19 protein-coding genes are annotated in these 26,350 nt (G+C 35.7%); 10 read left to right on the top strand and 9 right to left on the bottom strand.

The features are described 5' to 3' along the window. Positions 1–46: 46 nt before the first annotated feature. The 7 genes from VOI54_RS12635 to VOI54_RS12605 form a co-directional block, all read right to left on the bottom strand. Positions 47–1,642 carry a sodium:solute symporter gene (locus VOI54_RS12635; protein WP_326283195.1) on the bottom strand — a complete coding sequence of 532 codons (1,596 nt, stop codon included), beginning with the start codon at positions 1,640–1,642 and terminating at the stop codon, positions 47–49. Positions 1,643–1,665: 23 nt separating this feature from the next. Beyond that, positions 1,666–3,231: a hypothetical protein gene (locus tag VOI54_RS12630; RefSeq protein WP_326283194.1), complete on the bottom strand. Its 1,566-nt coding sequence runs from the start codon at positions 3,229–3,231 to the stop codon at positions 1,666–1,668. Between the two features lies 1 nt (position 3,232). Further along, complete coding sequence (locus VOI54_RS12625; RefSeq protein WP_326283193.1) at positions 3,233–4,276, bottom strand: glycoside hydrolase family 130 protein; 1,044 nt, start codon at positions 4,274–4,276, stop codon at positions 3,233–3,235. A gap of 73 nt (positions 4,277–4,349) precedes the next feature. Beyond that, positions 4,350–5,870: a hypothetical protein gene (locus VOI54_RS12620; RefSeq protein WP_326283192.1), complete on the bottom strand. Its 1,521-nt coding sequence runs from the start codon at positions 5,868–5,870 to the stop codon at positions 4,350–4,352. Positions 5,871–5,933: 63 nt separating this feature from the next. Continuing rightward, positions 5,934–7,628, bottom strand: a complete 1,695-nt coding sequence (locus VOI54_RS12615) for a hypothetical protein (RefSeq protein ID WP_326283191.1) — start codon at positions 7,626–7,628, stop codon at positions 5,934–5,936. 15 nt (positions 7,629–7,643) lie between these two features. Further along, on the bottom strand, positions 7,644–9,143 hold the full coding sequence (locus VOI54_RS12610; protein WP_326283190.1) for a RagB/SusD family nutrient uptake outer membrane protein: 1,500 nt from the start codon (positions 9,141–9,143) through the stop codon (positions 7,644–7,646). Positions 9,144–9,179: 36 nt separating this feature from the next. Further along, positions 9,180–12,254 (bottom strand): SusC/RagA family TonB-linked outer membrane protein, encoded by a 3,075-nt coding sequence (locus VOI54_RS12605; RefSeq protein WP_326283189.1) that lies wholly within the window; start codon positions 12,252–12,254, stop codon positions 9,180–9,182. A 229-nt stretch (positions 12,255–12,483) separates the two neighbouring features. Between VOI54_RS12605 and VOI54_RS12600 the strand changes: the two genes are divergently transcribed. The 3 genes from VOI54_RS12600 (at position 12,484) to VOI54_RS12590 (ending at position 15,180) form a co-directional block, all read left to right on the top strand. Then, a complete protein-coding gene (locus VOI54_RS12600; protein WP_326283188.1) occupies positions 12,484–13,344 on the top strand; it encodes an AraC family transcriptional regulator in 861 nt (286 codons plus the stop codon). A 254-nt stretch (positions 13,345–13,598) separates the two neighbouring features. Next, positions 13,599–14,243, top strand: a complete 645-nt coding sequence (locus tag VOI54_RS12595; RefSeq protein WP_326283187.1) for a DNA alkylation repair protein — start codon at positions 13,599–13,601, stop codon at positions 14,241–14,243. A 157-nt stretch (positions 14,244–14,400) separates the two neighbouring features. Beyond that, positions 14,401–15,180: an SDR family NAD(P)-dependent oxidoreductase gene (locus tag VOI54_RS12590; RefSeq protein WP_326283186.1), complete on the top strand. Its 780-nt coding sequence runs from the start codon at positions 14,401–14,403 to the stop codon at positions 15,178–15,180. A gap of 120 nt (positions 15,181–15,300) precedes the next feature. Here VOI54_RS12590 and VOI54_RS12585 read toward each other — a convergent pair whose 3' ends face one another. Next, a complete protein-coding gene (locus tag VOI54_RS12585; protein WP_326283185.1) occupies positions 15,301–16,062 on the bottom strand; it encodes an IclR family transcriptional regulator in 762 nt (253 codons plus the stop codon). A gap of 123 nt (positions 16,063–16,185) precedes the next feature. Between VOI54_RS12585 and VOI54_RS12580 the strand changes: the two genes are divergently transcribed. From VOI54_RS12580 to VOI54_RS12550, 7 genes are read left to right on the top strand one after another with little or no spacing between them, the layout of a single operon-like run. After that, positions 16,186–17,235 (top strand): L-rhamnose/proton symporter RhaT, encoded by a 1,050-nt coding sequence (locus VOI54_RS12580; RefSeq protein ID WP_326283184.1) that lies wholly within the window; start codon positions 16,186–16,188, stop codon positions 17,233–17,235. Between the two features lie 7 nt (positions 17,236–17,242). Then, positions 17,243–18,400 (top strand): ABC transporter substrate-binding protein, encoded by a 1,158-nt coding sequence (locus VOI54_RS12575; protein ID WP_326283183.1) that lies wholly within the window; start codon positions 17,243–17,245, stop codon positions 18,398–18,400. Continuing rightward, positions 18,397–19,539: a CaiB/BaiF CoA transferase family protein gene (locus tag VOI54_RS12570; protein WP_326283182.1), complete on the top strand. Its 1,143-nt coding sequence runs from the start codon at positions 18,397–18,399 to the stop codon at positions 19,537–19,539. Before VOI54_RS12575 ends, VOI54_RS12570 begins: the two co-directional genes overlap by 4 nt. Positions 19,540–19,569: 30 nt before the next feature. Beyond that, on the top strand, positions 19,570–21,882 hold the full coding sequence (locus tag VOI54_RS12565) for a DUF5703 domain-containing protein (protein ID WP_326283181.1): 2,313 nt from the start codon (positions 19,570–19,572) through the stop codon (positions 21,880–21,882). Positions 21,883–21,893: 11 nt separating this feature from the next. Then, entirely contained in the window at positions 21,894–22,400 is a 507-nt protein-coding gene (locus VOI54_RS12560) for a MaoC family dehydratase (RefSeq protein ID WP_326283180.1), read from the top strand. 3 nt (positions 22,401–22,403) lie between these two features. Then, positions 22,404–23,546: a CaiB/BaiF CoA transferase family protein gene (locus tag VOI54_RS12555; RefSeq protein WP_326283179.1), complete on the top strand. Its 1,143-nt coding sequence runs from the start codon at positions 22,404–22,406 to the stop codon at positions 23,544–23,546. Positions 23,547–23,550: 4 nt separating this feature from the next. Next, positions 23,551–24,786 carry an extracellular solute-binding protein gene (locus VOI54_RS12550; protein WP_326283178.1) on the top strand — a complete coding sequence of 412 codons (1,236 nt, stop codon included), beginning with the start codon at positions 23,551–23,553 and terminating at the stop codon, positions 24,784–24,786. An 88-nt stretch (positions 24,787–24,874) separates the two neighbouring features. On the opposite strand, the gene VOI54_RS12545 is transcribed toward VOI54_RS12550, so the two are convergent. Then, the gene (locus VOI54_RS12545; RefSeq protein ID WP_326283177.1) at positions 24,875–26,269 is read right to left on the bottom strand and encodes a Gfo/Idh/MocA family protein; all 1,395 of its coding nucleotides are present in this window, start codon (positions 26,267–26,269) and stop codon (positions 24,875–24,877) included. Positions 26,270–26,350 lie beyond the last annotated feature (81 nt).

Raw genomic sequence — 26,350 nt, 5'->3', positions numbered from 1 at the left:
TTCTTCTTTAAATAAAATTCTCATTATATGATGTTAAATATATCTATTATTGATAAATGTAAAGCACCACAAAGCAAAATACTATCAGCACTACAGACCAAACCCTAAAGTTTTTGTAGAACGGTACACCAATAAGTTCTTTTGATTCTTCATGATATATCTTTTTGGTCCATATTAAATCTTTGATCTTTGATTCATCATCTGCCTTTGAAAGCAAGCTTACCGCAATAATGATAATGACACTAAATACAAAATAGAACGGTACCTTGAGCAGGAAGTGAATATCTCCTAAAAGGTCATAATTAAAAGACACCTTGGCTATTATTGTAGCTGCGGCTGCAAAAGCACCTCCTATTAACCCCCAAAAGGCGCCATGTCTGTTAATGCGTTTCCAAAATACACCCAAAAAGAATACAGCTACAACGGGAGGAGCTATATAGGTTAGCATTTCCTGATAGTATTTCAGCAATGAATCAAATTTTGAAATGAATGGCACCCAAAGTACTGCGAGAACTAAAACAATCACCGAAACTATTTTACCAACATAAACCTGTTCTTTTTGTGAGGCCTCTTTTTTAAACTTGGTATAGAAATCCATAGTAAAAAGTGTAGCTACAGAATTTAACAATGCACTTAGTGATGAGGTTAAAGCAGCAACCATAGCTGCCAGCATTAACCCTAATAGCCCTGTAGGCATTAACTCTATTACCAATTTAGGGTAAACCATATCATTTTTTGGCAAACCCGGAAACAAGTACTTTCCTATTACCGCCGGAAAAATAATAATGAAAATTAGAGATACGGTTAAAAAGCCTACCAATAAAACCCCTTTTCTTCCATGATCTATAGATCTGGCTGTTAGTACACGTTGTACCAGCATTTGATTATTTCCCCAGAAATAGAATCCCAGAATTGGAATTCCAACAATCATTCCTAACCAAGGTACGGAGGAATCGTTCATGGGGCGAATTAATTTCATCATATAATCGCCTTCTAAAAGTAAGTTTTTCAAATAATCCAACCCACCATTATTCATAGCTAAAAAGGTTAGAATGAATGTTCCAACCAATAATAGTATTCCCTGAACAAGATCTACTTTTATAGCTGCTGATAAACCTCCCGGAATGGTATAAGCTGCTACTATTAGTGCAAAAATCACCGACAATTCCATGATTGACAATGTTGGAAAAACCAATTTCATCAATAGTGAAGCTGCATACAAAGCTCCTGCAGCGTCTAAAAATGTAGACCCCATTAATGTTATAAATGAGAAATAATATCGTGATCGTTTGTCAAATCGTCTCTCCAGAAATTCTGGAATGGTAAAAATTCCGGATTTAATATAAAATGGTAAAAAGAACATGGCAAAAAATACCATGACCAATACAGAAATTAAATCATAGTTAAATACTGCTATTCCGGTAGAATACGCGTCGCCACTCTTACCTATTAAAGTTGTACTTGATATACTTGCGGCAAATAATGAAAACCCAATAATTGGCCATGTCATATTTCTACCTGCCAAAAAATAATCACTTGTTGAGCTACTACCCTTTTTGGATGATTTAATACCAAACCAAACTATAAAAATAAAGTATATTACCAGTACTGTAACATCTACAATCCCTAAATTATATTCCATAATATCTTGATAAACCCTTTGGGCTATTTAATTAAAATTGTGCTTAGAAAGACAACACTATTGTCATTAACAGTAACAATAATGTCTTTGTTTTTAGAATCAAAATCAATACGTTTTGTTGCTACAGGAAACCCTTCTGAATTAATCGGCCTGTTAGTTTCTGAATATTCATATTGATAAAGTGATTGATTCTTTGAAAATATCTCAGGTTTGATATTAATCGTTTTTGAAGTGTCTGACTGATTTACCAAAGCCACTGAAAATGTATCATTATACCTTGATGCAACAGCACGTATCCTATCATTTACAATTGAAAATTCAGGTTTGTAAATTTCAGATTCTGGTGGAAATAAGTTGCAAAGCAACGTCCAAGAATAAGACCAGGGCCTTGGCATTTTATCTGCTTCTAAGTTCCCAAATTCTTCAGCTAAAATATTCCACATACCCCATTTTTTTAGCTGGTCTTTTTCACCTAAATCGCCAACGGTATGCATAGCATCATCCAAGTCCCATGCTATAGTTCCACTAACACCTGCTAACATGCTTTGGATAGCAGCATCTGCCATATCCACTCCGTAAAAATAATCATAAACAAACATAGAGGAATCCTCAGGACCAGCATGGGGATCTGCTTCTCCTCTTCTTTTATTCTCTTCTTTTAAATCTCCGTTATATTTCATCCCCAACTCTCCAAGAACCAGTGGTTTATTAGTTTTTCCTATTGCGGTTGTAAAGGGTTCTAAATAAGGGATAAAATTCCCTGTTCTAATTAAATCCTGATCTGCATAAATGTGAAAATCATATAATGCCGTTATAGAATCAAGTTCTGTTACTGTTGAATATACCCAATCATGTGCTTTTTTAGGGTGTGTTGGATGGTTCCACTGTGTTACGGCATCCGGGCCGGAAAGCGAAACATACTTGTCTAAACCCGATGCTTTTAATGCTTCCCCAAGTTTTATATAACCTGCTCTCCATTGCTCCCAATCTCCATCTGTTGAAGCCCAATAACCATTGGGTTCATTAACCAGATTATAGTATTTAATACAGGTATAGCCTTTTGTAACAATTAAAAAATCCAGATACTTTGTAATCATGGAAATCCATCGGTCATCATCTGCTCTAAATACACTTTTCTTTGTTTTATCAACATCCCAAAAACCAGGAGCGCCCCATTCACCAAACAAAACCGGAATTTTATTCAACTGACAATAATCTAATAACTTAAAAAGGCTTTTTACTTCCTGAGTTGAAAAATCCAATATAGGTTCGCCGTTTTCATCTACTCCTTTAAAATACCTCCATGTGGCCATATCCATAACCCTAATGATATTAGGGTTTACATAATCCAACCGCTTATATAAGGTTTTCCATTTTTCATCAGTCATCAAAAACCCCCATTCTGCATCTTCTGAATCAGCATGCGGGTAGGCAGACCACTGTACCCCATGGCCCATAAATTGATGGTTTACTACATTTGATGATGTAAATGCTATGTCAATGTCAGCTTTTTTTTCGCTAATATTAACACAGCCGGTTATTAAAAGGGAAAAAACAGTAAAAAAGACTAACTCAAAATGTCTGTTCATTTTATTTTTTTAATTCTTTTAATAAATCACTTACATTACAGGTTGCCAATCCTATATATTTATCTGCAGCGCCATAATATACATACAAAGTATCATCTATAATAATGTTTCCTGTTGGAAATACGCAACCATTATAATACCCTTCAATCTCATAGTCATGCTCAGGTTCCATAATCCAATCTTCTAATCTGCCAATCACTTTTGTTGGGTCCTCCAAATCCAGCAAAGCCGCTCCTACGCGGTAGTAACCAATCCCACCCTTTTCAACGCCATGATAAATAACTAACCATCCATCCTTGGTTTTGAGTGGCGGTGTACTACCTCCTACTTTTTCTTCCCAGGTACCTTCTCTTCCTTCAATAAGTAACGTACTCTCTTCTTCCCAAACCATTAAATCGTCTGAAAAACGAATCCAGATTGCCGGTCTTACCGGGCCATATGCTTCACCAATCCACTCTTTAGGTCTGTGGAGCATAGCAAATTTTCCATTGATTTTTTCAGGAAACAGGATAACATCCCTATCATCAAGGTTTGATGTTGTAATTCGTCCTAATCTTTTGAATGTCTTTAAATCTTTTGAAATAGCCAAACCAGAATTAGCTACGTTTTTCTTGTATACCAAAGGCGCATCTTCACCAGATTCAGGTGCCTGAACTTCATCGTGAGCAAATTTCCAATATTGTCCCGGAGGGAACGGCCTGTAAGCATAAGTGATGTAAAATTCGTCGCCAAACTTTGCAATTCTGGGATCTTCTACCCCGCCCATATCCGGTCCGTCAATACTAGGTGAAAACACAGGTTTATCAGAAACTCTTGTAAAGTTAATTCCATCGGTACTTTCGGCTAATCCAAATCTAATATAGTGTTCTTCATCATCTCCTGCAGCTCTGTAAAGCATTGAAAACTTACCGTCTTCATACCAAACGCCTGGGTTACACACTACAATATTCTCCCAATAATTATCTGGGTTTGGGCTAAAAATAGGATTCTTTTCATACTTTTTTAAACGTAATAATCCTGTTCTCTTCTCTTCAATAGTACTCATTCTCTATTATTTTTTCTAAATTTTTAACTAAGTTTTATTTTTTTATGGGTAAGTTCTTTTTAAATGTTAACCATTAATTCATATTGGTAAATAGAATAAACGACTCGCCTTCAAGGGTCATATCTACCCCCTGTTCAAAATTTAACGTCATTCCTTTTTCTGATGGTGTAGCAAAACCGTTTTCATCTACATCTCCTATAAATGAGCCATCTGAATTGGATTTATAACTGTATTTATCTGCTATTAGGCTGTCCATTGCATTTGATTTCAAAACGATTTGATATGTGGTATAATGCGAGTTAACCAAAGCAACTGTATATTGACCATTGTACTCCCCAACAACAGCGCGCACTCCTTTTTTGTTTGGCAATTCAACATTATATATATTACTTCCCGCTGGGAAATAACGGGTTAAAAGGGACACCGGATAAAAATATGGGCGGATCTCCTCATCTGAAGCATCATTGGTATGCTCTTCTCCTAAGATATTCCAAAACCCCCAGCGCTTTAATTTGTCTGTTTGATAATCACCATTATCCGGACTGTTATACATAGCATCATCCATATTCCAAACCAATGACCCTGAGTAGCCTTCTCTCATAGCCTGAATTAATGCATCTGCCATATCAATGCCATAAAAAGCCTTATAGACCATCATGTTAGAATCTTCTCCTGCATACGGATCATTTGCAATAGCTTCTTCATTTTCTCTTTTTAGGTCGGCATCCACTTCAGTGTATTTAAAGCCAATTTCTCCTAAAACAAGCGGTTTATCTGAAGGGGTAACTTTTCGGTAACTTCTCAGCATTTCACCAAAGTCTCCATTGCGCACAAGTTGCTGTTTTGGATATACATGAATATCATATAAGCCCATATGCTCTCCCAAATCATTTTCTGTATTTGTAATCCATTCCGTTTGACTAGCTGAATTAAAGACGGCTATATCCGGCCCCATTAATTGAACCCCTGACAAAGTATACTTTTCCATTTCGTCAAGGTATAATAGCTGTACATTCCTGTAAATATTATAATCTCCCTGTGTACTGGCCCAATATCCGTTTGGTTCATTAATGATATTAATGGTTTTAATATTGGTATACCCCTTTTCATTAACCAAGTGATTCAGGAACTTTACCGAGTTTGCAATCCAATCCGTATTAATATTTGCAATATCACCAATGTAATGATGTCCCCATTCCCCATAGGTAATCTCAATATTTCTACTTTTGGCATAGTCTAACATTTTAAAAAGAGATTGGGTTTTAGCATTTTCGTCGTAGTCGCCGTTATCATCATAAGACCATTCTGCAGTTGTCATTATTCTTAAGAACGGGGGGCGCATATAATCAATTCTTTGAAATAAGGTATTCCAATCTGCATCACTCAAGGTTTCTGTTCCCAACCATACTCGAACCATATCATAGCCTCCCCATTGTACTCCATTTCCAATAAAATTGCTGGATATAAGGTCACCAGTAACGGTTAGTTCTCTATTCTTTTTTATGGTATCATCAAAATTCAATTCATTATCATCACATCCAACAATGGTTAGCAGGAGTGAAAACAGAATAGTTATCATATTATTTATTTTCATTTTTTTCATTTCAACTGTATTATAATATCCAGCTTTAAAAGGCTTGACATTTGGGTTTATCTCTTATTTTATTAAGTTATACCACATTTTTTTAGACATATGAGCCAGTTCTTCGTAATTATAATCCTGAACATCCCAATCAAAATTATCCGGTAAAAACTCTACTTCAGATGTTAAGGCTATTTCAGTATTGGATGGTTTTATCTCAACGGTAAGCACATACTCAGCTCCTCCGTTTACTGTTATGGTCAATACATCATCTACCAAAACCCAGGTGCCACTCTCTGTTGGTACTTTACGGAACCTGTTATTAAAGTCCCAGCCTTTAGCTGTATCTACAAAATCTCCATACTCACCATCAGTACCGGAATTATTTTCATAGGTCCCATATTGATTTCCGTCTCCGTTAACGCCTGTAAAGACGAAGGTTATTGTATTATCAAGCTCCGGATTTACAGCTGATAAATAATTGTTGATAGATTCATATTTATCCCATCCCCAGGATTCCCAGGTAAACAAATCACAATACATTCCTATTTGTTGTATGGTCCAGGTTCCGGCAATTGCTGAATCTCCCGGATCTACTTGAATAACCAGCTTTATAGTCCATATAGCCGCTTCTCCCGATTCTGATGTAACCGTAATACTAGCTTCATTATTATTAGAAAAATCTAATGTTTCTCCGGCTGAAATACTAGCTGTAGCTGCCAGGGGCAACCCTAAACTTTCAATTTCAACCATTGATAAGTCTGCTCCGTTATCAGGAATAGTTACGGTAACTTCTTTAGTATCATTATTTATTTCTGTGTCTCCAACCTGGTCTTTAACTGTCAGGCTGGTTATACTGTTACCCTTTTGAAGAATACGCTCTCTTGTTAATGTATACCACATAGGGTTAGACATATGCGCTAATTCTTCATAGCTCCAGTCTATATTATTCCAATCAAAAAGTTCTGCTAAATAAGGAATAGCTGCTTTAAGTACAACTTCGTTTGTATCTGTTAAAACCTCAAGGTCAATTTCATGTACCACATTGAGAGCATCTGTGATGATCAATTTGTTACGCTCGAAATCTCTCAACCAGGTACCTGTTCCCTTTGGAATTTTACGAAACCTTTCATTAAAGTCCCATCCTTTTCCTGTATCTCCAAAGCTTCCGTATTCACCATTATTTCCCGGGCCATGTTCATAGTTTCCAAAAGGATTTCCGTTTACATCTGCGCCTTCTACGGTAAATATAATTTCGTTATCCCATTCCGGTCCTAATTCCGGAAGGTAACCAAATATACTTTCGTTTTTTTCCCATCCCCAGCTTTCCCAGGTAAACATATCGCAATACATACGAATATCTCCAACATACCAGGTGCCTTCAAGATCTGATTTGAACGAGTTTAATGATAGTTCCCATTCTAATGTTTCTCCTGCTCCGGATTTTACATAAATTGTACTTGTTCCGTCCGTTAAATCCAGTGTAGTTCCTGCTTCATTTATTGTACTTGCCCCATAAGACAATTGAATGTCCTTGATCTCAACCTTAGAGAGATCTGCAATATTTTCTACCTTGGCAAAGATTTTAATTTTGGCTTCATCAAAATTACGTTCTATAATAGCTGTTCCTATTTGTCCTTCAACTAAAATTGAAACTATATTTCGTTCCTTTTGCCAAGCCTTTCCTTCTACCTCTTCAAGAGGATTATCTGTACATGCAAAAGCAAAAACAGCCAATATGGTAAGACCTATATTATATATTTTTTTCATTTCTTTTGAGTTTAATTAAATGTTTGGATTCAAATCTATCTCACGTTGAGGAATGGGATAAAAAGCCACAGCTTCCGGTGATAACCCTGCTGCTTCTACAACTTCTTGTTGAACTATATTGTTTCGTCTTAAATCCCAAAGGCGATCACCTTCATATGCAAATTCGCGTTGACGTTCTTCTATAACCAAATCTCTAAACTCATCTACAGATATACCACTAAGATCAGGTAACTCACTTACTCCAGCTCTTTTGCGTATTTGATTATAATGAATCAGTCCATCTGTATTGGCCGTAGCTTCGGCATAGACCAATTGTATATCTGAATAACGAATTAAATAAGGCTTGGTACTTGTTTTATCTCCTTGAAATGAAGGGTCTACGTATTTTCTGGTGAACGGATATGGAATAGTTCCATCACCAATCGTACCTATTGAAACGCCGTTTTCATCGAAAATTTCAGAGACTATTAATTCATTACGACGTTTGTCTGTCGCTTCATATGAATTGTATAAGTCGCTATTGGTTTGAAATACACTCCAGCCATCGTGAGTGGCTATATAAGAGTTATCATTATTAGCCAGATAAACCGTTGCGCCACCCAACCAGGGAATAAAATATTTTGAAAGCTTTGAATAATTGCCTTCTTCAGTTCCTAAACGATCCATTGATAAAATAAAAATATGTTCCGGTCCCGTTGGTTTTTCAACATCATAAATATTTTGCAAGTTTAAATCATGGTTGTACTCCCCCTGGCCATTTAAAACATAACCACTATATTCTGCTGCTTTTGCATAAAGATTGTCTGCACTTTCTGTTACAGCATCATATTTTGGAACACCACTCGCTTTTGCTGAAGCTGCAAACAAATATACTTTTGCCAAAAGGGCTTGCGCTGCAATTTTATCCGCTCTCCCGGCAACCCTGTTTACTTCCAGATAATCAATAGCCTTTGTTAAATCATCTATTAAAAAAGTATAGACCTCATCCATATCTTCCGGTAAAGGAGCTGTAGTTTCATCTAATTTGTCTATAAGGGATTTTTGTAGTGGTGCCAGACCAAATGCTTTAACAACATTAAAATGATTGTATGCTCTTAAAAACAGGGCTTCTCCCAAAAGGCGTCTTTCATCCTGAGGGTTAAAGCCTTTACCTTCTACATTTTCTATCACAGCATTTGCACGGTTAATGGCTATATATACTGATCTGTAAAACTGGGTTAACAATTCGTTTTGAGAAGTCACTTCCCAATTAACAAAGGCCTGCGCATCAGCACCTTCATCAGGTTTTACACTACAATTGTCTGTAGCCAATTCTGCTAAATAATACGTTACCGGAGCATAGCTTACCAGAGTAAGCGCATCATAGGCGTAAAGTATGGCAGCTTCAACATCTTCTATAGTTTTATAGAAATTCTCGTCAGAATAAAAGCTTTGAGGCTCTACATCTAAACTTTCACAGGATATAAGCCCTATTGCAAAAGCTAGTCCTAATATTATTTTTTTTAATTTCATCATGTTCAATTCGTTTGTTTTTGTCAATGTTTTTTAAACCTAAAAGGTAAATTCCAGGCCCAAAGTCCAGTTTCTTAACTTTGGATAACCTCCCCAGTAAATCCCATTACTTCCTACTTCAGGATCATACCCCTCAAAGTCTGTTATTGTAAATAGATTTGTACCATTTACAAAAACGCGAGCATTTTTGATTTTTGAGCTATTTAAGTTTTCAAATCTATATCCTAATGAAAAGTTTTGTAACCGTACAAAGCTTGCTTTCTGTATAAACCAATCAGACATAAACAAATTTCGTCCTTCACGTAAACTTGGATAGCTATTAGTTAAGTTATCCAGTGTCCAACGCAACGGTTGATTACTTGGCTCATTAAATCTTTTGGTATCAAAAATATCCTGACCAAAGCTTCCGTTAAAAAACAGTGATAAATCAAATTGTTTGTAACGTGCTTGCAGATTTAAACTGGCAAGAAAATCCGGATTGGGATCACCAATTATTGTACGGTCATTTTCATCTATAACACCGTCTTCATTTAAATCTAAATATTTAAACTCTCCCGGTTGCGCCAAGGCTCCTGTTAATCCTGCAGCTAACCCTTCATCTTCAGATTGAATAATTCCATCTACTCTATACCCATAGAACACATTTATTGGTTGCCCAACTGCTAAAATATTAGGTATGGCACGAAAGGCTTCTACCACACTACCAGAAAACTCATATTTCATTCCTGTAAGCGCATCAGTATTTAAACCTGAAGAGATCTCGTTTCCAAGGCTTACTACTTCGTTTTTATTTTTTGAAAAAATCAACGAACCACTAAAATCCCAATTTTCTTTATTTAGAATAATACCATCTATAGTTAACTCAACGCCTTTGTTTTGAATTTCTCCATCATTTACCCACATTTCGTCATAAGAAGATGAAGGCGAAAGTAAACGCTCACGTAATAAATCTGTTGTGTACTTATCATAATAGTCAACAGTAACTTTTAAACGACGATCAAAAAAGGCAAAATCTGCTCCTATATTTAGTTGTGAGGTTGTTTCCCATTTTAAATCCGGATTAGGAATTCCTGCCCATGTTTTTTTACCAGTTTGAGCATCCCTATCTACTACAAATCCAGGCCCTATTGTGGTTTGCCAACCACCGTTTACATAATACCGATCTTGCCCGTACCTACTGTTTATTAGATATGGAGCAATGCCCTGATTACCTGAAATACCATAAGATCCGCGTAATTTTAGCTCATTAAAAATATTCAAGTCACTGATAAAATCTTCCTTATGCATTTTCCATCCTACTGCTCCTGATGGGAATGTTGCCCATCGGTTATTAGATCCAAATTTTGAAGATCCATCAGAACGCATTGTAAATGTTGCCAAATACTTATCGTTATACGTATAGTTTAAACGCCCTAAATATGAGTACATCACAGTTTCTGTAAGACTGTTTGCTACAGATTGCTGATCCGGATTTCCTGCAGCCAGATATTCATTTCCTAAAGATTCATTGAAGAAATCAAAAGCCTTTAGATCTGATGTACGACTGGTATAATATTGGTATGAAACACCTCCCATAGCACTGAGTTGATGCTTTTCATTAAATGTTTTATTAAATGTCAGGTAAGTTTCTACAACAGTTTCGTTATTTTCCCAATTACTAATACCCCCAGCCCCATTGTTAAATGTTCCATCCAGGGTGTATACTTTAGGGTTATAATAATCTGTAATAGAATGTCCGAATTTATGGTTTAATTGCGTTCTTAGATTCAACGAAGGCAAAAACTGTACATCTATAAATGCTGAACCTATAAAATCTTTAAACTCATTTTTACTAGTTCTATGGTTTGTTAATGCTATAGGGTGTGAAAAATCGTTATTGCCTATTAAAAAATAGTCATTGTTGTCATCATAAACCGGGAAGATTGGATTACGCCAATAGGCTAAACCTCCATTATTATTTCTTTTTCCTTTTGAATAAATAACATTACCACCAACTTTAGCTTTATCATTAAATATTTTGTGGATTACGTTTAAATTAATATTTAGTTTTTCGTAATCATCATTAATATATATGCCTTCATTGGTGTAATATGTAGTACTTAAACTAAATTGGGTTTTATCCGTTTGACTTCTAATAGCTAAATTGGTATTGTTAGAAACTGGGTTTCTAAATACAACGTCATCCCACTGTGTAAAATAAGGCCATGTTCCGTCTTTTAGCTCTTGTACTGAAGGATAATACACACCATTTACATCCTCTGCTCCTATATATATAGGAACAAAGCCCCCATTGATTCGTCCTTCATTGTTTAACTCTGCCATTAAAGCCGGATCTCTCCATAAATTTAATTCTGAAGTAAAACTGGAAAAGGTATTTTGTTGAGAAACCGTTACTTCGGTAGTATTCTTTGCTCCCTTTTTAGTAGTTATCATAATAACACCATTTGCACCTCGAGAACCATAAATAGCTGAAGCTGAAGCATCTTTTAGAACTTCCATAGATGCTATATCCTGTGGTGAAATTTGTTTTAAATCACCGGCATTTCCAATTGGAAAACCATCTACTACAACTAAAGGGTCATTCCCTCCACGAAGTGAACTCCCTCCTCTAATTCTGACTACTGAACCTGCTCCGGGGTCGTCAGATGGTGAAACCACTTGCACCCCTGCTACCTGACCTTGTAGTAAACCATCAATAGAATTTGTAGCTCTGGCAGGGAGTTTATCCATCTTAACTGAAGAAACCGAACCGGTAAGATCACTCTTCTTAACGGCTCCATACCCCACTACAACTACTTCATTTAGTTGAGCCACATCTTCTTCTAAAACAATATTAAATGTGGTTTGCCCCTTCACTTGAATTTCCTTTTTTATAAATCCTATATATGAAACCGCTATAATAGTTTCTCTATTGGCAATAGAAAGTTCAAAAGCACCATCAAAATCTGTAATTGCTCCATTATTGGTCCCTTGTTCTACTATTGTTGCTCCTGGTAGTGGTTGGCCACCTGGATCTGTAACAACTCCGTTTATAGTTATTTGGGCATTTACAAAGCCAAAACATAAAACGGTCAATATAGCAGAGAACAGCCATATTCGATTTTTTTTATTCATCTAGTTTAGTTTTAAGAGTTAATTATGGTTCAAAATTATAGAAGTATCAGGGTGCAAAATGACAAAATTATGTTTAATACTATGCGTTTTTTGAATTATCAGTTGATTGTTGCTATTTTCTGTTCAATTATATTATCATTTTATTAAAATAAAGTAAAATAATTTTTAATTATTAAATTTGCTCTCCTTTTAATAGTCAATATGTTTTGATTAAAGAAAGGTTATCCCTATGAAATCAATTAAAGAGATTACGCCCATAAAATCTGATGACCCGTTTGTGATTTTAATACACGAAAACGCGTTGTTTGACTATCCTTTGCATTTTCACAATGAATATGAATTGAATTTGGTTACAAATTTTAAAGGTCGCAGAACTGTAGGTGATTCGGTTGAAAAACTTGAAGGAAACGATTTAACGCTTTTGGGTCCTGAATTAAAACATGCCTGGAAATCTGATAAGGCTATTAGTAATGCCGGTGTGATAACCATTCAGTTTCAAGAACATTTCCTGCACTCAAAAATAATGAGCTATAATGTTTCCAAAGACATTAAAAAACTTTTGGAATTATCTAAACGCGGCATTACGTTTTCAAACCCTACCAAAGCAGAGGTTATTGACAAAATATTGTCCATTGATAATAATGATAACTTTAAGTCCTTTTTGACTTTCCTGGAAATACTCCACATCTTATCTATATCAAAAGACACCAAAGTACTCAGTAGCCCTCCTAGTGCTAATTACAGTCAAAAACGAGAAAGCAGGCGTATCTCATTAGTTCTAAATTATGTTAAAAATAATTATCAAAAGAATATCAAATTAAGTCAGATAGCCAATCTTGTAAACATGTCTGAGTCGGCTTTTAGTCATTATTTCAAAAAAAGAACAGGATTGAGTTTTACGGGATATCTTTTAGACTACAGGCTAGGTGTTGTTACTAAATTTTTAACGGAGACCAACATGTCTATAAACGAAATATCTTATGCAGCCGGGTTTAATTCGTTGTCAAACTTTAATAGGGCATTTAAAAAGAAGCATAATATGTCTCCTAAAGAATTTAAACTAAATTACCATAAGGAAGTTTCTCGTTAAATACTAAGTATAACGTATTTGCCTTGGACATCTAATGAATCCTGGATTAAGAATAGGCTTTCGTTTAATAACATAGAGGCTCTTATCCTGCTAAAGTATATGGATATCTGGAAATCACAAATGCGCTTATACTATAGAATAAGGAGATTTCTATATCTTTATACAACCCTGACTATCAGTTGTTTTAACAAATAGCATCTATTACCCCTTATTCAGGTGATATTATACAGTATTTAATAGAAAACCTCTCGCATATGAATTTAAAAGCCAAAGCACAAGACATCTACTCCCAGATTAGTACAAAAGAAACTAAGCTTGGGGATTTAAGAAAAAAAGCTAAAGACATTAAAATGAACCATGAATTAGCTATAGAGCTTTGGAATACAGAGGCATTCTTCCCTAGGCTGTTTGCCATTCTGATTATGAATAAAAAACTGCTTTCCCAGGAATTTATTGATCAACTTGACAGAGACATACAACAACACCAATTAGAAGAACGCAATCAACTTACCGATTGGCTAATGACCAACCAACTTACCAAGGATAAAAAAACAATAGCTTTAATAAAAACTTGGGAACACAGTCCATCAACCATTCAAAGACGCATATTTTGGTATTATCAGGCAAGATTGAGGTGGACCGGACAAACACCCCCTGATAATACGGAAAATTTACTTTCTTCTATAGAAAAGAACTTAACTAAAGAAAAACCGGAAGTACAGTGGGCCATGAATTTTACAGCTGCCTGGATTGGTATTTTTGATGAAAGATACCGGGTCCGGTGTATCGCTCTAGGTGAAAAATTTGGCCTTTACAAAGATCATATTGTTGCCAAAGGATGTACGCCAAATTATTTGCCGGATTTTATTTCTATTGAGGTTAATAAACGTAACAAATAAGTAAATAATATATTAATACCTTCATAAAGCAATAATAGTATCGCATTATGTTAAATATTGATAAGATATACTAAGAATTTACTCGTAATATTGTTCTATCTAATATTACGGTTGTAACGTATTTATGTATAGTATTTTAGTTAAAAAAACATAAGTAATGACAAAATTCAGTTTAAAAAATAAAGTAGCCATTATTACCGGTGGTGGTAGTGGTATTGGTAAAGCCATCTCTTTAACCTTTGCTCAACAAGGGGCTAAAGTACATATTATGGATTATAACATTGATGCAGCCCAGGAAACTGTATCAGAAATAAAAAGTGCAGGAGAAAACGCCGTTGCCCATAAATGTGATGTTTCCAATCAAAAAAATGTTTATGAGATCATTCACCACATTACTAAAACTGAAGACATTGATATTTTGATCAACAATGCCGGTATTGCACACGTTGGTAATGTGGAAGCTGTGGAAGAAGCTGATTTAGATCGTTTATATAATGTAAATATAAAAGGAGTTTATAATTGTATTAAAGCTTCTATCCCTTCTTTAAAAAAAGGAGGAGGCGTTATTTTAAACTTAGCGTCAATTGCATCTTCTGTTGGAATAAACGATCGTTTTGCTTATTCCATGAGTAAAGGTGCCGTACTTACTATGACCTACTCTATTGCTAAAGATTATATAGCGGATGGCATCAGATGTAACTGTATTGCTCCCGGTAGGGTGCATACGCCTTTTGTTGATGGGTTCATCAATAAAAATTACCCTGGCAGAGAAAAAGAAATGTTTGAAAAGTTATCAAAGACACAACCTATTGGCAGAATGGGAACAACACAGGAAATTGCAGACCTGGTTTTATTCCTTTGTTCTGATGCGGCTGGTTTTATTACTGGCTCCAATTTCCCTATTGATGGTGGCTTTGTTACATTAAACGGGAAATAGAATATCTTTATTTCATATTCCATATTTATTATGTTATATGAAGTTTCTATATTAGATATCCAAACTAAGGTATTAAAAGTTAGCTGGTTAATGTCTTAAAATCATTTTCTTAAAGTTATATCACTTATTTACACCTATTTTTTTATAGATATCAATAACAGTAGACTTCATTTTAGTTAGAACCTTTTCATTACTTATACTTTTTTGACTTTCTCCGGAAAGCACACTAATAGCTAATGTACCTGTAATATTAATTTCCGGAATGTTAAATGGTATTGCTATATCATACACTCCTCTTGTGGTTTCACTTGAACGGATGTTGTAACCATCTTCAGAAATTTTTACTATATCCAAAAGTAGTTCTTGCTGCTTTGGTTCAGGCATTTTAACAAAATCTTCTGTTTTGTTCAATAATATCAGTCTTTCATCCTGGGGAAACTGAGAGAGGATTAATCTTCCCGAAGTAGTACCACATAGAGAAAACCTGCCCCCTTCTTCTACAGAAAGTGATATTGGACCAGAGCTTAAACTTTGAGCAATAACCAAAACACTATGTTTGTATAAAATGGACAAATGACACGATTGCCCTGAAAACTCCGATAGTTCCTGCATAGGATAAAATGCAGCTTTACGAATAGCATTAATAGGCGAATGACAATGAGAAAGGTAATATAACTTTAACGATAAACTAAACTTACCTGAAACTACATCCTTATCTATATACCCCCGATCTTCTAAACACACAAGCATTCTATATATCTGATTAGGCATTTTATTGATACCAGTGGCTATCTCTGTTTGAGACTGGGGAGCTTCGTTTAAAGAAAGATATTCAAGGATATCAAGTCCTTTATCTAATGCAGGAGATTGATATTTAGGCATAAATAAATCTTATAAATTGATATTTAAAGAGTAAAATAACAATAAAAAACTTTAAACTAAACACAATATTTTTATTTTTATATAAATAATATATTTATATTTGAATAAAACAATATTTGTTTTATGGCTTCTAATCCGATACTTGGAACTCTATTACATGCAATTGGTGGGGTTTCTGCCTCAACATGCTACTTACCTTTTGAGAAAGTAAAAAAATGGTCTTGGAACAGTTATTGGCTAGTTCAGGCGTCATTTGCCTGGTTAGTATTTCCGTTAATTGTAGGCTATTTAACCATTCCCAATCTGTGGGGTGTTTATGAAGAAGCTTCAAATTCGGTTATAATTAATACTATAGTATTGGGTGCAGTATATGGATTTGGAGGTATGGCCTTTGGCTATGCTATTAAATATATTGGTTTTTCACTAACGTATACTATTGCTATTGGCTTATCGGCAGTGTTGGGTACTATTGTGCCGTTAATAATTCACGGTACACTGATGGAGCAGTTTACAAAGTCAGGAGGTTTAGTAGTTCTGTTTGGGTTGTTACTCGCTTTATTTGGAGTAGCAATATGCGGATGTGCAGGATATAAAAAAGATAATGACTTAAAGCTAGCTAAAGCAGGCAACCTAGGTTCCTTCAATCTAAAAAAGGGATTGATGCTTGCAGTTTTTGCAGGTGTGTTCTCTTCTATTTTTGGTATTTCATTAGAACTTGGAGCTCCGGTGGCAGAAATAGCCGGAAAATATGGAGCCGGACATTTTGAAGGCAATGCCAATTTACTCCTATCTACATTAGGTGCATTCATTACTAATTTTGTTTGGTTTACAGTTGCAAGTATCCGTCAAAAAACAATTGGGGAATTGGTAGCCATAAAAACTTTAGGAGTGAGTATCTGGTTTCGAAATTTGTTTTTATCGATACTAACTGGAGGCTTATGGTATTTTCAGTTTTTCTTTTATGGCTTGGGACATATAAATATGGGAAAATTCAAATTTGTGAGTTGGGCAGTACATATGTCGATGCTAATATTTTTCAGCTATTTAGTAGGTGTGCTGATGAAAGAATGGAAAGAAGTAGGTAAATCCACCTACACTACTTTAGTGTTGGGTTTATTGATATTGGTAATTTCCTTTGTGGTAATTACCTATGGAGGCATGGTAGAGAATTAGAAAATATATGGCTAATAAAGTAATTAAATTAAAAGGAATAACATGGGATCACAGCAGGGGGTATTGCCCTATGGTAGCCACTGCACAACGGTTTTCAGAAATACACCCAAATGTAGAGATAGAATGGGATAAAAGATCACTTCAAGGCTTTGCGGATGAGCATATTGATCAATTGGCCCTTAATTACGATTTATTAGTTATAGATCACCCCTGGGCTGGATATGCTGCTGATACCAAAATTATTTTGCCGTTAAATGACTATTTACCGGAATCTTTTTTAGAGGACCAAAAAAATAATTCTGTGGGGAGGTCTTATGAAAGTTATAATTTTGGAGGAGATCAATTTGCATTACCCATTGATGCTGCAACACCAGTAGCGTCTAGTCGTCCCGACTTAATGGAACGTATGAACCTGTCATTACCAAAAACTTTTAACGAATTATTGCATTTAGCCTCAAAAGGAGTGGTAACGATGCCGGGTATTCCTATTGACACTCTAATGAATTTCTATATGTTTTGTGGTGTGTCAGGAGAAACTCCTTTCCAATCTCCAGATCAAGTGGTAAATGAGGATGTGGGAAAAAGGGCATTGGATATGTTAAAAGAATTAGCGGATCGATTAAACCCTGAGTTTTTTTATTGGAGCCCTATACAGGTATGTGAAGCCATGACCACCAGAGACGATCTGGCATATTGTCCGTGGGCTTACGGATATTCCAACTATTCCAGAAAAGGATATACTTCAAAGCTATTACATTATCATAACCTTATAAATGATGACAAGAATGAAATATACCGCAGTACTTTAGGAGGCACAGGTTTAGCTATATCAACAAAAAGTAAATATAAAGAGATCGCATCAGAATATGCCATGTTAGTAGCAAACCCCGGTAGTCAAAGCACTTTGTTTTTTGAAAATGGTGGGCAGCCCGGACATAAAAAGGCATGGGAAGATGAGAATGTAAATGCTCAAAGCGCTAACTTTTTTAAATCGACGCTTAAAACTTTGGATAATGCATTTTTAAGACCCCGATATAATGGGTATATGCATTTTCAAGATAACGCTGGTGATGTTATTCGTGATTATTTGATGAACGGAGGACATCCTTCCGATGTTTTATCTTCAATTAATAAAATATATTTAGAATCTAAAGGCGAGAAATGAAACCATTAGAAGGCATTTTAGTTTTAGAGTTTTGTCAGTATCTCGCTGGCCCCTCAGCTGGATTGCGATTAGCAGATTTGGGAGCAAGAGTGATTAAGATCGAGCGTCCGGTTACAGGAGAAGGATGCAGACAAATAGCTATTAAAAACCTATTTATAGACAAAGATAGTTTGGTATTTCATACTATTAATAGAAATAAAGAGTCGTATACAGCCAATCTTAAAGATGCTGATGACATGGAAAGGATCAAAGATTTATTGGCAATTGCTGATGTGATGACCCATAATTTCAGACCTGGAGTTATGGAAAAAATAGGTCTGGACTATGATACGGTGAGCACAATAAACCCAAAAATTGTTTATGGTGTTGTAACAGGATATGGTAACCAGGGGCCTTGGGTTAAAAAACCCGGACAAGATCTTCTTATTCAATCCCTGTCGGGATTAACATATCTTTCAGGGAATAATAATGACGGTCCGGTTCCTATGGGATTAGCCGCAACCGATATATTAACAGGAACCCATCTAGCACAGGGTATTTTAGCTGTATTGGTACGCAAAAATAAAATGCAAAAAGGAGGACTAGTAGAAGTAAGTTTATTGGAGTCTACTCTGGATTTCCAATTTGAAGTACTGACCACCCATTTTAACGATGGCAGAAAAGCACCTGAGCGTGCTGAAAAAGGCGCAGCACATGCGTATTTAAGCGCACCGTACGGAGTTTATAAAACCAAAGACCATTACATTTCCATAGCCATGGTTCCGTTGCTAAAACTAACAGGACTTTTAGGAATTGAATTACCCGAAAAGTACAGATCTGAAGAAAACGGGTTTAAAAAGCGTAATGATATAATGGCCATACTTCAGGAAAAATTTGAAACAAAAACAACTCAAGAATGGTTGCTTCTTTTGGAGGCAGAAGATATATGGTGTGCTAATGTTTTTTCTTATAAAGATATTTTAGAACATGAAGGCTATAAAACCCTGAAAATGGATCAGGATGTATATACCAGAGATGGTGAAAAAATCTGTACCACACGATGCCCTATAAGAATTGATGAAGAGCGTTACTACAGTAAAAAAGCAGCGCCTAAAGTGGGAGAAGATACAGAACGTATTATCAGAGAATTTAACTTATAACTTTTTGAGAATACACTAAAATAAATAACAATGATAATTAGACATTTACTTTTTTGCTTTATATTGATAAATTGTGCTAAAAAGCATGATTTAGCAACTAACACCAGTGTAACTGACAAATACAATATTATTTGGGACTCCCCCAGTAAAGACCATAATGGCTCCATGCCAATAGGTAATGGAGATATTGGACTTAATGTTTGGGTAGAACAAAACGGTGATATCTGTTTTTATATTGGCAAAACAGATACTTGGGGAGATAATGGTCGATTATTGAAAGTAGGTAAGGTTAGAGTAAAGACAGAACCATCTCTTATTTTTTCGGATGCCGAATTCAAACAAGAACTTGATTTAGATACCGGGACCCTATTAATAAATTCAAAGGGTACTGTTAAGGGACAGATAATAGACATCAACCTTGAGTTATGGGTTGATGCCAATAACCCAATAGTTCATTTAAATTACAATAGCTCCGTTCCTGTAAAAATGAACGCTAATGTTGAGCTATGGAGAACTGAAGCTTTTGAATTAAAAGATGCAGCTTTTAGTGACCTTATGCAGAGTCATACCGACATTTTTAAAATGAAAGAAACGGTAATTGTTGAACCCGATGTAATTGAAAAAAGACCTGATAACACTCTAGTATGGTATCATCATAATAAAAAATCACACGGTTTTCACGAAGTAAATAAACTACAAGGTATTAATGAGTTTTACAATTCTGACCCAATATTGCACAGAACATTCGGCGCATTATTAAGTGGTGCTAATTTGGTTAATACGAAAGGTAATTCAATTGAAACCAGTAAAAACAATAAAGGCCAACTAGCTGTCACAGTCCTTACCAAACACCCTTCGCAACCAGATGAGTGGATTAAAGAAATTGAAACCTTAGCTAAGAAAATTGGAGAAAATCCTTTGAGTAAAAGGAGAAAATTACATGAACAATGGTGGAAAGAATTTTGGAATAGAAGCTGGATCAATGCATCAACAAATCAAGTTGATAGTATTAATAATAATAATAATGATGATGATGCATTTATCGTGTCTAGAGCTTATACATTACAGCGGTTTATAGATGCATGTGGAGGAAGAGGTGCATTTCCAATAAAGTTTAATGGCTCAATATTTACAGTACCACCACCAGATGCTATCCCTTCTGGAGATGCTGACTACCGAAGGTGGGGGCCGGGTTATTGGTGGCAGAATACAAGATTACCATATTTGAGTATGTGTACAACCGGTGATTATGAACTTTTACAACCACTGTTCAAAATGTATGGGGAGGACATCTTCAAGATTATGAAACAAAAAACAAAAAAGAACTTTGGCTTTGAAGGGGCATATTTCCCAGAATGTATGTACTTCTGGGGCGGACAATTTGCATTTGATTATGGCCCATTACCATGGGAAGAAAGAGAAGATAAACTTCAGGACAGCAGATATCATAAATGGGAATGGGTATCGGGCCCGGAACTGGTTTTCATGATGCTTGATTATTATGATCATACATTGGATACAGAATTTCTCCAACAGAAGATAATTCCTTTAGCCAATCAAATAATACTGTTTTTTGATAACTATTATAAAACCAATGAAAATAGAAAGTTAGTCATGTACCCTTCTCAAGCAGCCGAAACCTGGTGGGATACTACCAACCCTATGCCAGAGCTTGCCGCTTTATATAGTATTACTGAAAGATTATCTCTATTACCTGAAAACTTAACAAGTGCTACAGATAAAAAGTTTTGGAAAGCAATCAAATCAAAATTACCTGAAATCCCTCTTCGCGAAACCCCTACAGGTATGGCATTAGCTCCAGCCGAACGCTTTGAGCAAAAACGTAACATTGAAAACCCTGAACTATATGCTGTGTTCCCTTTTAGGCTATTTGGAGTTGGAAACCCTAATATAGAATATGGAAAAAATGCCTTGCAACACCGTTGGGATAAAGGAGCTTCTGGCTGGAGGCAAGACGACATTTTTATGACCTATTTAGGGTTAACAGAACAAGCAAAAGCAAACCTAGTGGAACGTTCCAGTAATTATGATAAAAATTCTCGTTTTCCTGCTTTCTGGGGGCCTAATTATGACTGGACGCCGGATCAGGATCATGGAGGTATCTTGATGAAAGCCTTCCAATCTATGTTGATGCAAATTGATCCTTACTCCAAAAAGATCTATTTATTGCCCGCGTGGCCGAAAGAATGGAACGCTGATTTTAAGTTACATGCACCTTATAATACCATTATTGAAGCCAAAGTGGTAAATGGAAAAATTGAAAAGCTACAAGTTACTCCTTCATCACGAAAAGAAGATATCATCATAATATCTAATCAATAAAAGTTGAAATTATGCCAGAAAACACACCACTAGAAGAACATAAAAAAATCAAACTTTTTAATACAGAAGATTGGTTGTATGAAGATTTTGAAATAGGACTTAAAGCCAGGTCTATCAGTAGAACCATTTCTGAAGGTGAAGCTATGATGTTCAATGGCCTTGTAATGGATATGCACCCTTATGTAGCTGATGAAATTTTTGCTAAAGAAGAAGGCTTGTTTGGAAAAAGGTTGGTAGCCGGTGCCATGGTATTTAGCATAGGATTAGGGTTGATGGCACACAATAACATACATACCTTTAGTTACGGATACAATAAACTACGATTTATAAAACCTGTATTTATTGGAGATACCATTTATACCGTTCGTACACAATTAAACAAATCGCCTAAATATGATAAGATGGGCTTGATAACAGTAAGCTATGAAGTTTATAAGCATCCCGGCGAATTGGTGCTCTACTGTGAACATTTGCAAACTGTAAAGTATAGAGATCCGAGTTTATTTCAAAAAAGATAATTCATGAACCCACTTGAAGGCATATTGGTGGTTGACCTGAGTCAATTTTTATCAGGCCCCTCAGCAAGTTTAAAACTGGCTGACTTGGGAGCTCGAGTCATTAAAGTGGAGCGCCCTGTTGTTGGAGATATCTGCCGTTCACTTTATGTGTCAAATGTAAAAATGAATGGAGAATCAACCGTTTTTCACGCTATAAATCGCAATAAAGAAAGTTTTGCGGCCGATTTAAAGAATGAGGATGATAAGGCCCGAGTTTTGAAATTAATTGAGTCTGCTGATATTGTTATGCATAATTTTAGGCCTGGGGTCATTGATCGGTTGGGGCTTGATTATGAATCGATATCAAAGTTAAATCCCTCAATTGTTTACGGGGAAATATCAGGTTATGGTAAAGAAGGCCCTTGGAAAGATAAACCAGGGCAAGATTTATTAGTACAATCGCTTTCAGGATTAACCTGGCTAAGTGGAAACAAAAATGATAGCCCTATACCTATGGGATTAGCTATTGTGGATATACTAACAGGAGCACATCTGGTACAAGGGCTATTGGCAGCTTTAGTGCGTAAAGGAGTGAGTGAAAAAGGAGCTAAGGTTGAAGTAAGTATGATGGAATCTGCTATCGATTTTCAATTTGAAACCATCACAACTTTTTATATGGACGGAGGTCAACCAACAGAAAGAACAGCGAGCAACAATGCGCATGCCTACCTTGGGGCACCATATGGAATATATAAAACAAAGAATGGTCATTTAGCTTTGGCCATGGGACAAATACCTATACTAGGTGAATTGTTGGGTTGTGAAAGACTAAAGGAGTATCAGCAGGTAAGCTCATGGTTCAAACAAAGGGATGAAATAAAAGAGGTACTGGCAGCACATTTGGTAGCTAATACAACAGAGAAGTGGTTGTCGGTTTTGGAGCCTGCCGATATCTGGTGTGCTGATGTTATGGACTGGAAGACATTGCTAAAAAGTGAAGGCTATAAAGTATTGGAAATGGAGCAAGAGGTACAGATGAGTAATGGATTTCGTTTTAAAACAACCCGTTGCCCTATTAGAATTGATGGAGAAATTTTAAAATCACCTAAAGGGACTCCTATTCTGGGAGAACATACAAATGCAATAGTAACAGAATTAAAATTATAAGCAAATGTCTGATAAATTTAGAATAGCTGTTCGTAAATTTGGTCCGTTTGAAACAGCCATAGAAAAAATATGGAAATCTTTTTGTGAAGAAACAGGTTGTACTAAAGAACTTGAAGCTGTCCCAATGGAGTTACATCCATTATTTGATGCTACTATAGGCAAAGAAAAAGGATTAGTAAAAGGCGATTGGGATGTGGCACATATTAATACAGATTGGATTACAGAAGCCCACCATAAAAATGCTTTAGAAAACCTGGCTCCATATATCAAATCAGATGCTCCGGACAATTTTCCTGAAGATTGGTCTGACTCGCTTTTAAGCATGCAAAATTTTGGAGATACCATTTTAGGTTTTCCTTTTCATGACGGTCCGGAATGTTTAATTTATAGAAAGGATTTATTCAATGACCCTAATGAGCAAAAAGCTTTTGAAGTAAAATACAATAAACCTCTTAAGCCACCAACAACTTGGGAAGAGTTTCATGAGGTAGCCCGTTTTTTTAATCGCCCGGAGAAAAATTTATATGGGTCTGCATTTGCTTTATATCCTGACGGGCACAACACAGTATTCGACTTTTGTTTACAATTATGGACCAGAGGCGGTAATTTATTGGATGAAAATGGGCATATAAAAATAAATTCTCCAGAGGCCATTGAAGGATTAGAGTATTATAGAAATATTATAAAAGATAGCAGTGCTCTGCATCCGGAATGTAATGATTTTGATTCTGTAAAATCTGGTATGGCATTTGCCATTGGCGAAATAGCTATGATGGTTAATTGGTTTGGTTTTGCATCGATGTGTGAAGTATATCCGGGTTCTAAAGTAAAAGGATGTGTTGATATTACCCATGTACCAGCCGGAAAAAACGAAGAAGGGGTTTCTTTAAATGTATATTGGCTTTATACGATTGCCAGGGGAAGTAAAAATAAAGCATTAGCTTACGAATTTATAAAATATGCAGTCAATGCAAAAAATGACAAGCTTCTTACTCTTGAAGGTGGTATTGGATGTAGAAAATCGACTTGGATGGATAACGAAGTAAACCAGATTGTTCCTTATTATCATAAACTAGAGATGCTTCATAATAATGCCCGTACTTTACCACGAAAAATTAATTGGAATAGTATTTCAGAAGTAATAGATACTATGGTAATTGAACTTTTCAAGACAGAAAAAAAGGTGGCAGAATTGGTGAATGAAGCACAGCAAAAAATTGATAAAATAGAAAACTTATAACCAACTTCTTTGATGGTTTAAAATAACAGGTTAGAGTCTATATATAATATTCTCAGAACCTTTGCTAACTATTATTCAATAATTATTCTTAAGAAATAATATCAAGTGGTGCTGTTGTTTTCCATTGTCCTCTAGTGAAATCAGGAAACTTTTGTGAATTACCGTGTTCTTTTATAGAGTCTTCACTTAATGGTCCTACGGCACTCCAAAAACAACCTTCATAAACATTCTGATCTAACGGAAGTCCATTACGTAAGCATTCAACAATACGGTACAGCATCATGAAATCCATGCCACCATGCCCTCCCATTTTTTTGGAAACTTCTCCTAAACGTTTGTAAAGCGGATGTTCATATTTTTCAAATATTTCTTGCAACTGGTCTCCTTGTGCCCATTGATGATGATCTTTTGTAGCACCTTCAACACCTCCATCTAATGCTATTCTTGTTGGGAAACCTGTTAAGGTTCCTTTTGTACCTTGAATTAAGTTGTGTCTTGAATAAGGCCTGGGACTAGTTTCATCCCATTGTACCATAATAGTCCTGCCTAAAGTGGTCTTTATAATTGAGGTATTTATATCACCTCCTTTAAAGTTTATTTGGTTCCATTTATGGCTACTTTCAAACTTTTCTTTAGCATATAAATTACGCCCTTTCCCTGGTGAAGAAAAAGAAGATAAGCGTTCAAAATTGTCTTCACCACGAGCCAAATTCATGTATTGAGCAACTGGTCCTAATCCATGTGTTGGATAAAGGTTTCCATCTCTAACATACTCATAAGTTCTCCAAGACCCTGTTCCTCGTTTTACTTGATGCATTTGCCCTCTTAATTCATGAATGTACGCAGCCTCACCATGAAGAAGCTCTCCAATAACACCTTTCCTACACATATTTAAGTATAATAACTCTTCACGTCCGTAATTAACGTTTTCCATCATCATACAATGTTTCAGGGTTTTTTCAGATGTTTTCACTATATCCCACATTTCTTTAATGGTAACAGCAATAGGAACTTCTACACATGCATGAGCACCGGCTTTCATTGCCCCTATAGCCATTGGAGCATGTAATTTCCATGGTGTACTTATAAAAACAACATCTGGTTTAACCGTATTTAGCATTTTTTTCCAGTCATCTACTCCCCCATAATACGTAGCAATGTTAGTATGACGCTGTCCTTTTCCTATTTCTTTACATTTATCAGCTGATTTTTTTGCCAAATCTTCATACAAATCACTTATTGCTACAACTTCTGTTCCTTCAATTGTTGCAATTTGTCCGGCATGTCCAGCCCCTCTAGCTCCAACACCAATAAATGCACAACGTAAAGTTTCTATTTTAGGAGCTGCAAAACCTCCCATATATGTACGACCGAAAGCTATGGATGGAGAACTGGAATTAGCACTTAAAAAATTAGGAATTAATGCTAAACCTGCACCAGCCATTGATGACTTTTTTAAAAAATCTCTTCTGTTAGATTTCATATGTTTACACTATTTAAATTTCTTTAATAAAGCCTAAATATAGTTATTAAGTCTAGGTAATGGGGTGAACATTTGGGTGAA

It is taken from the genome of Alterotamlana spongicola (assembly GCF_035818475.1).
Lineage (GTDB): Bacteria > Bacteroidota > Bacteroidia > Flavobacteriales > Flavobacteriaceae > Cognatitamlana.
This window is presented reverse-complemented; position numbering and strand designations above follow the sequence as displayed.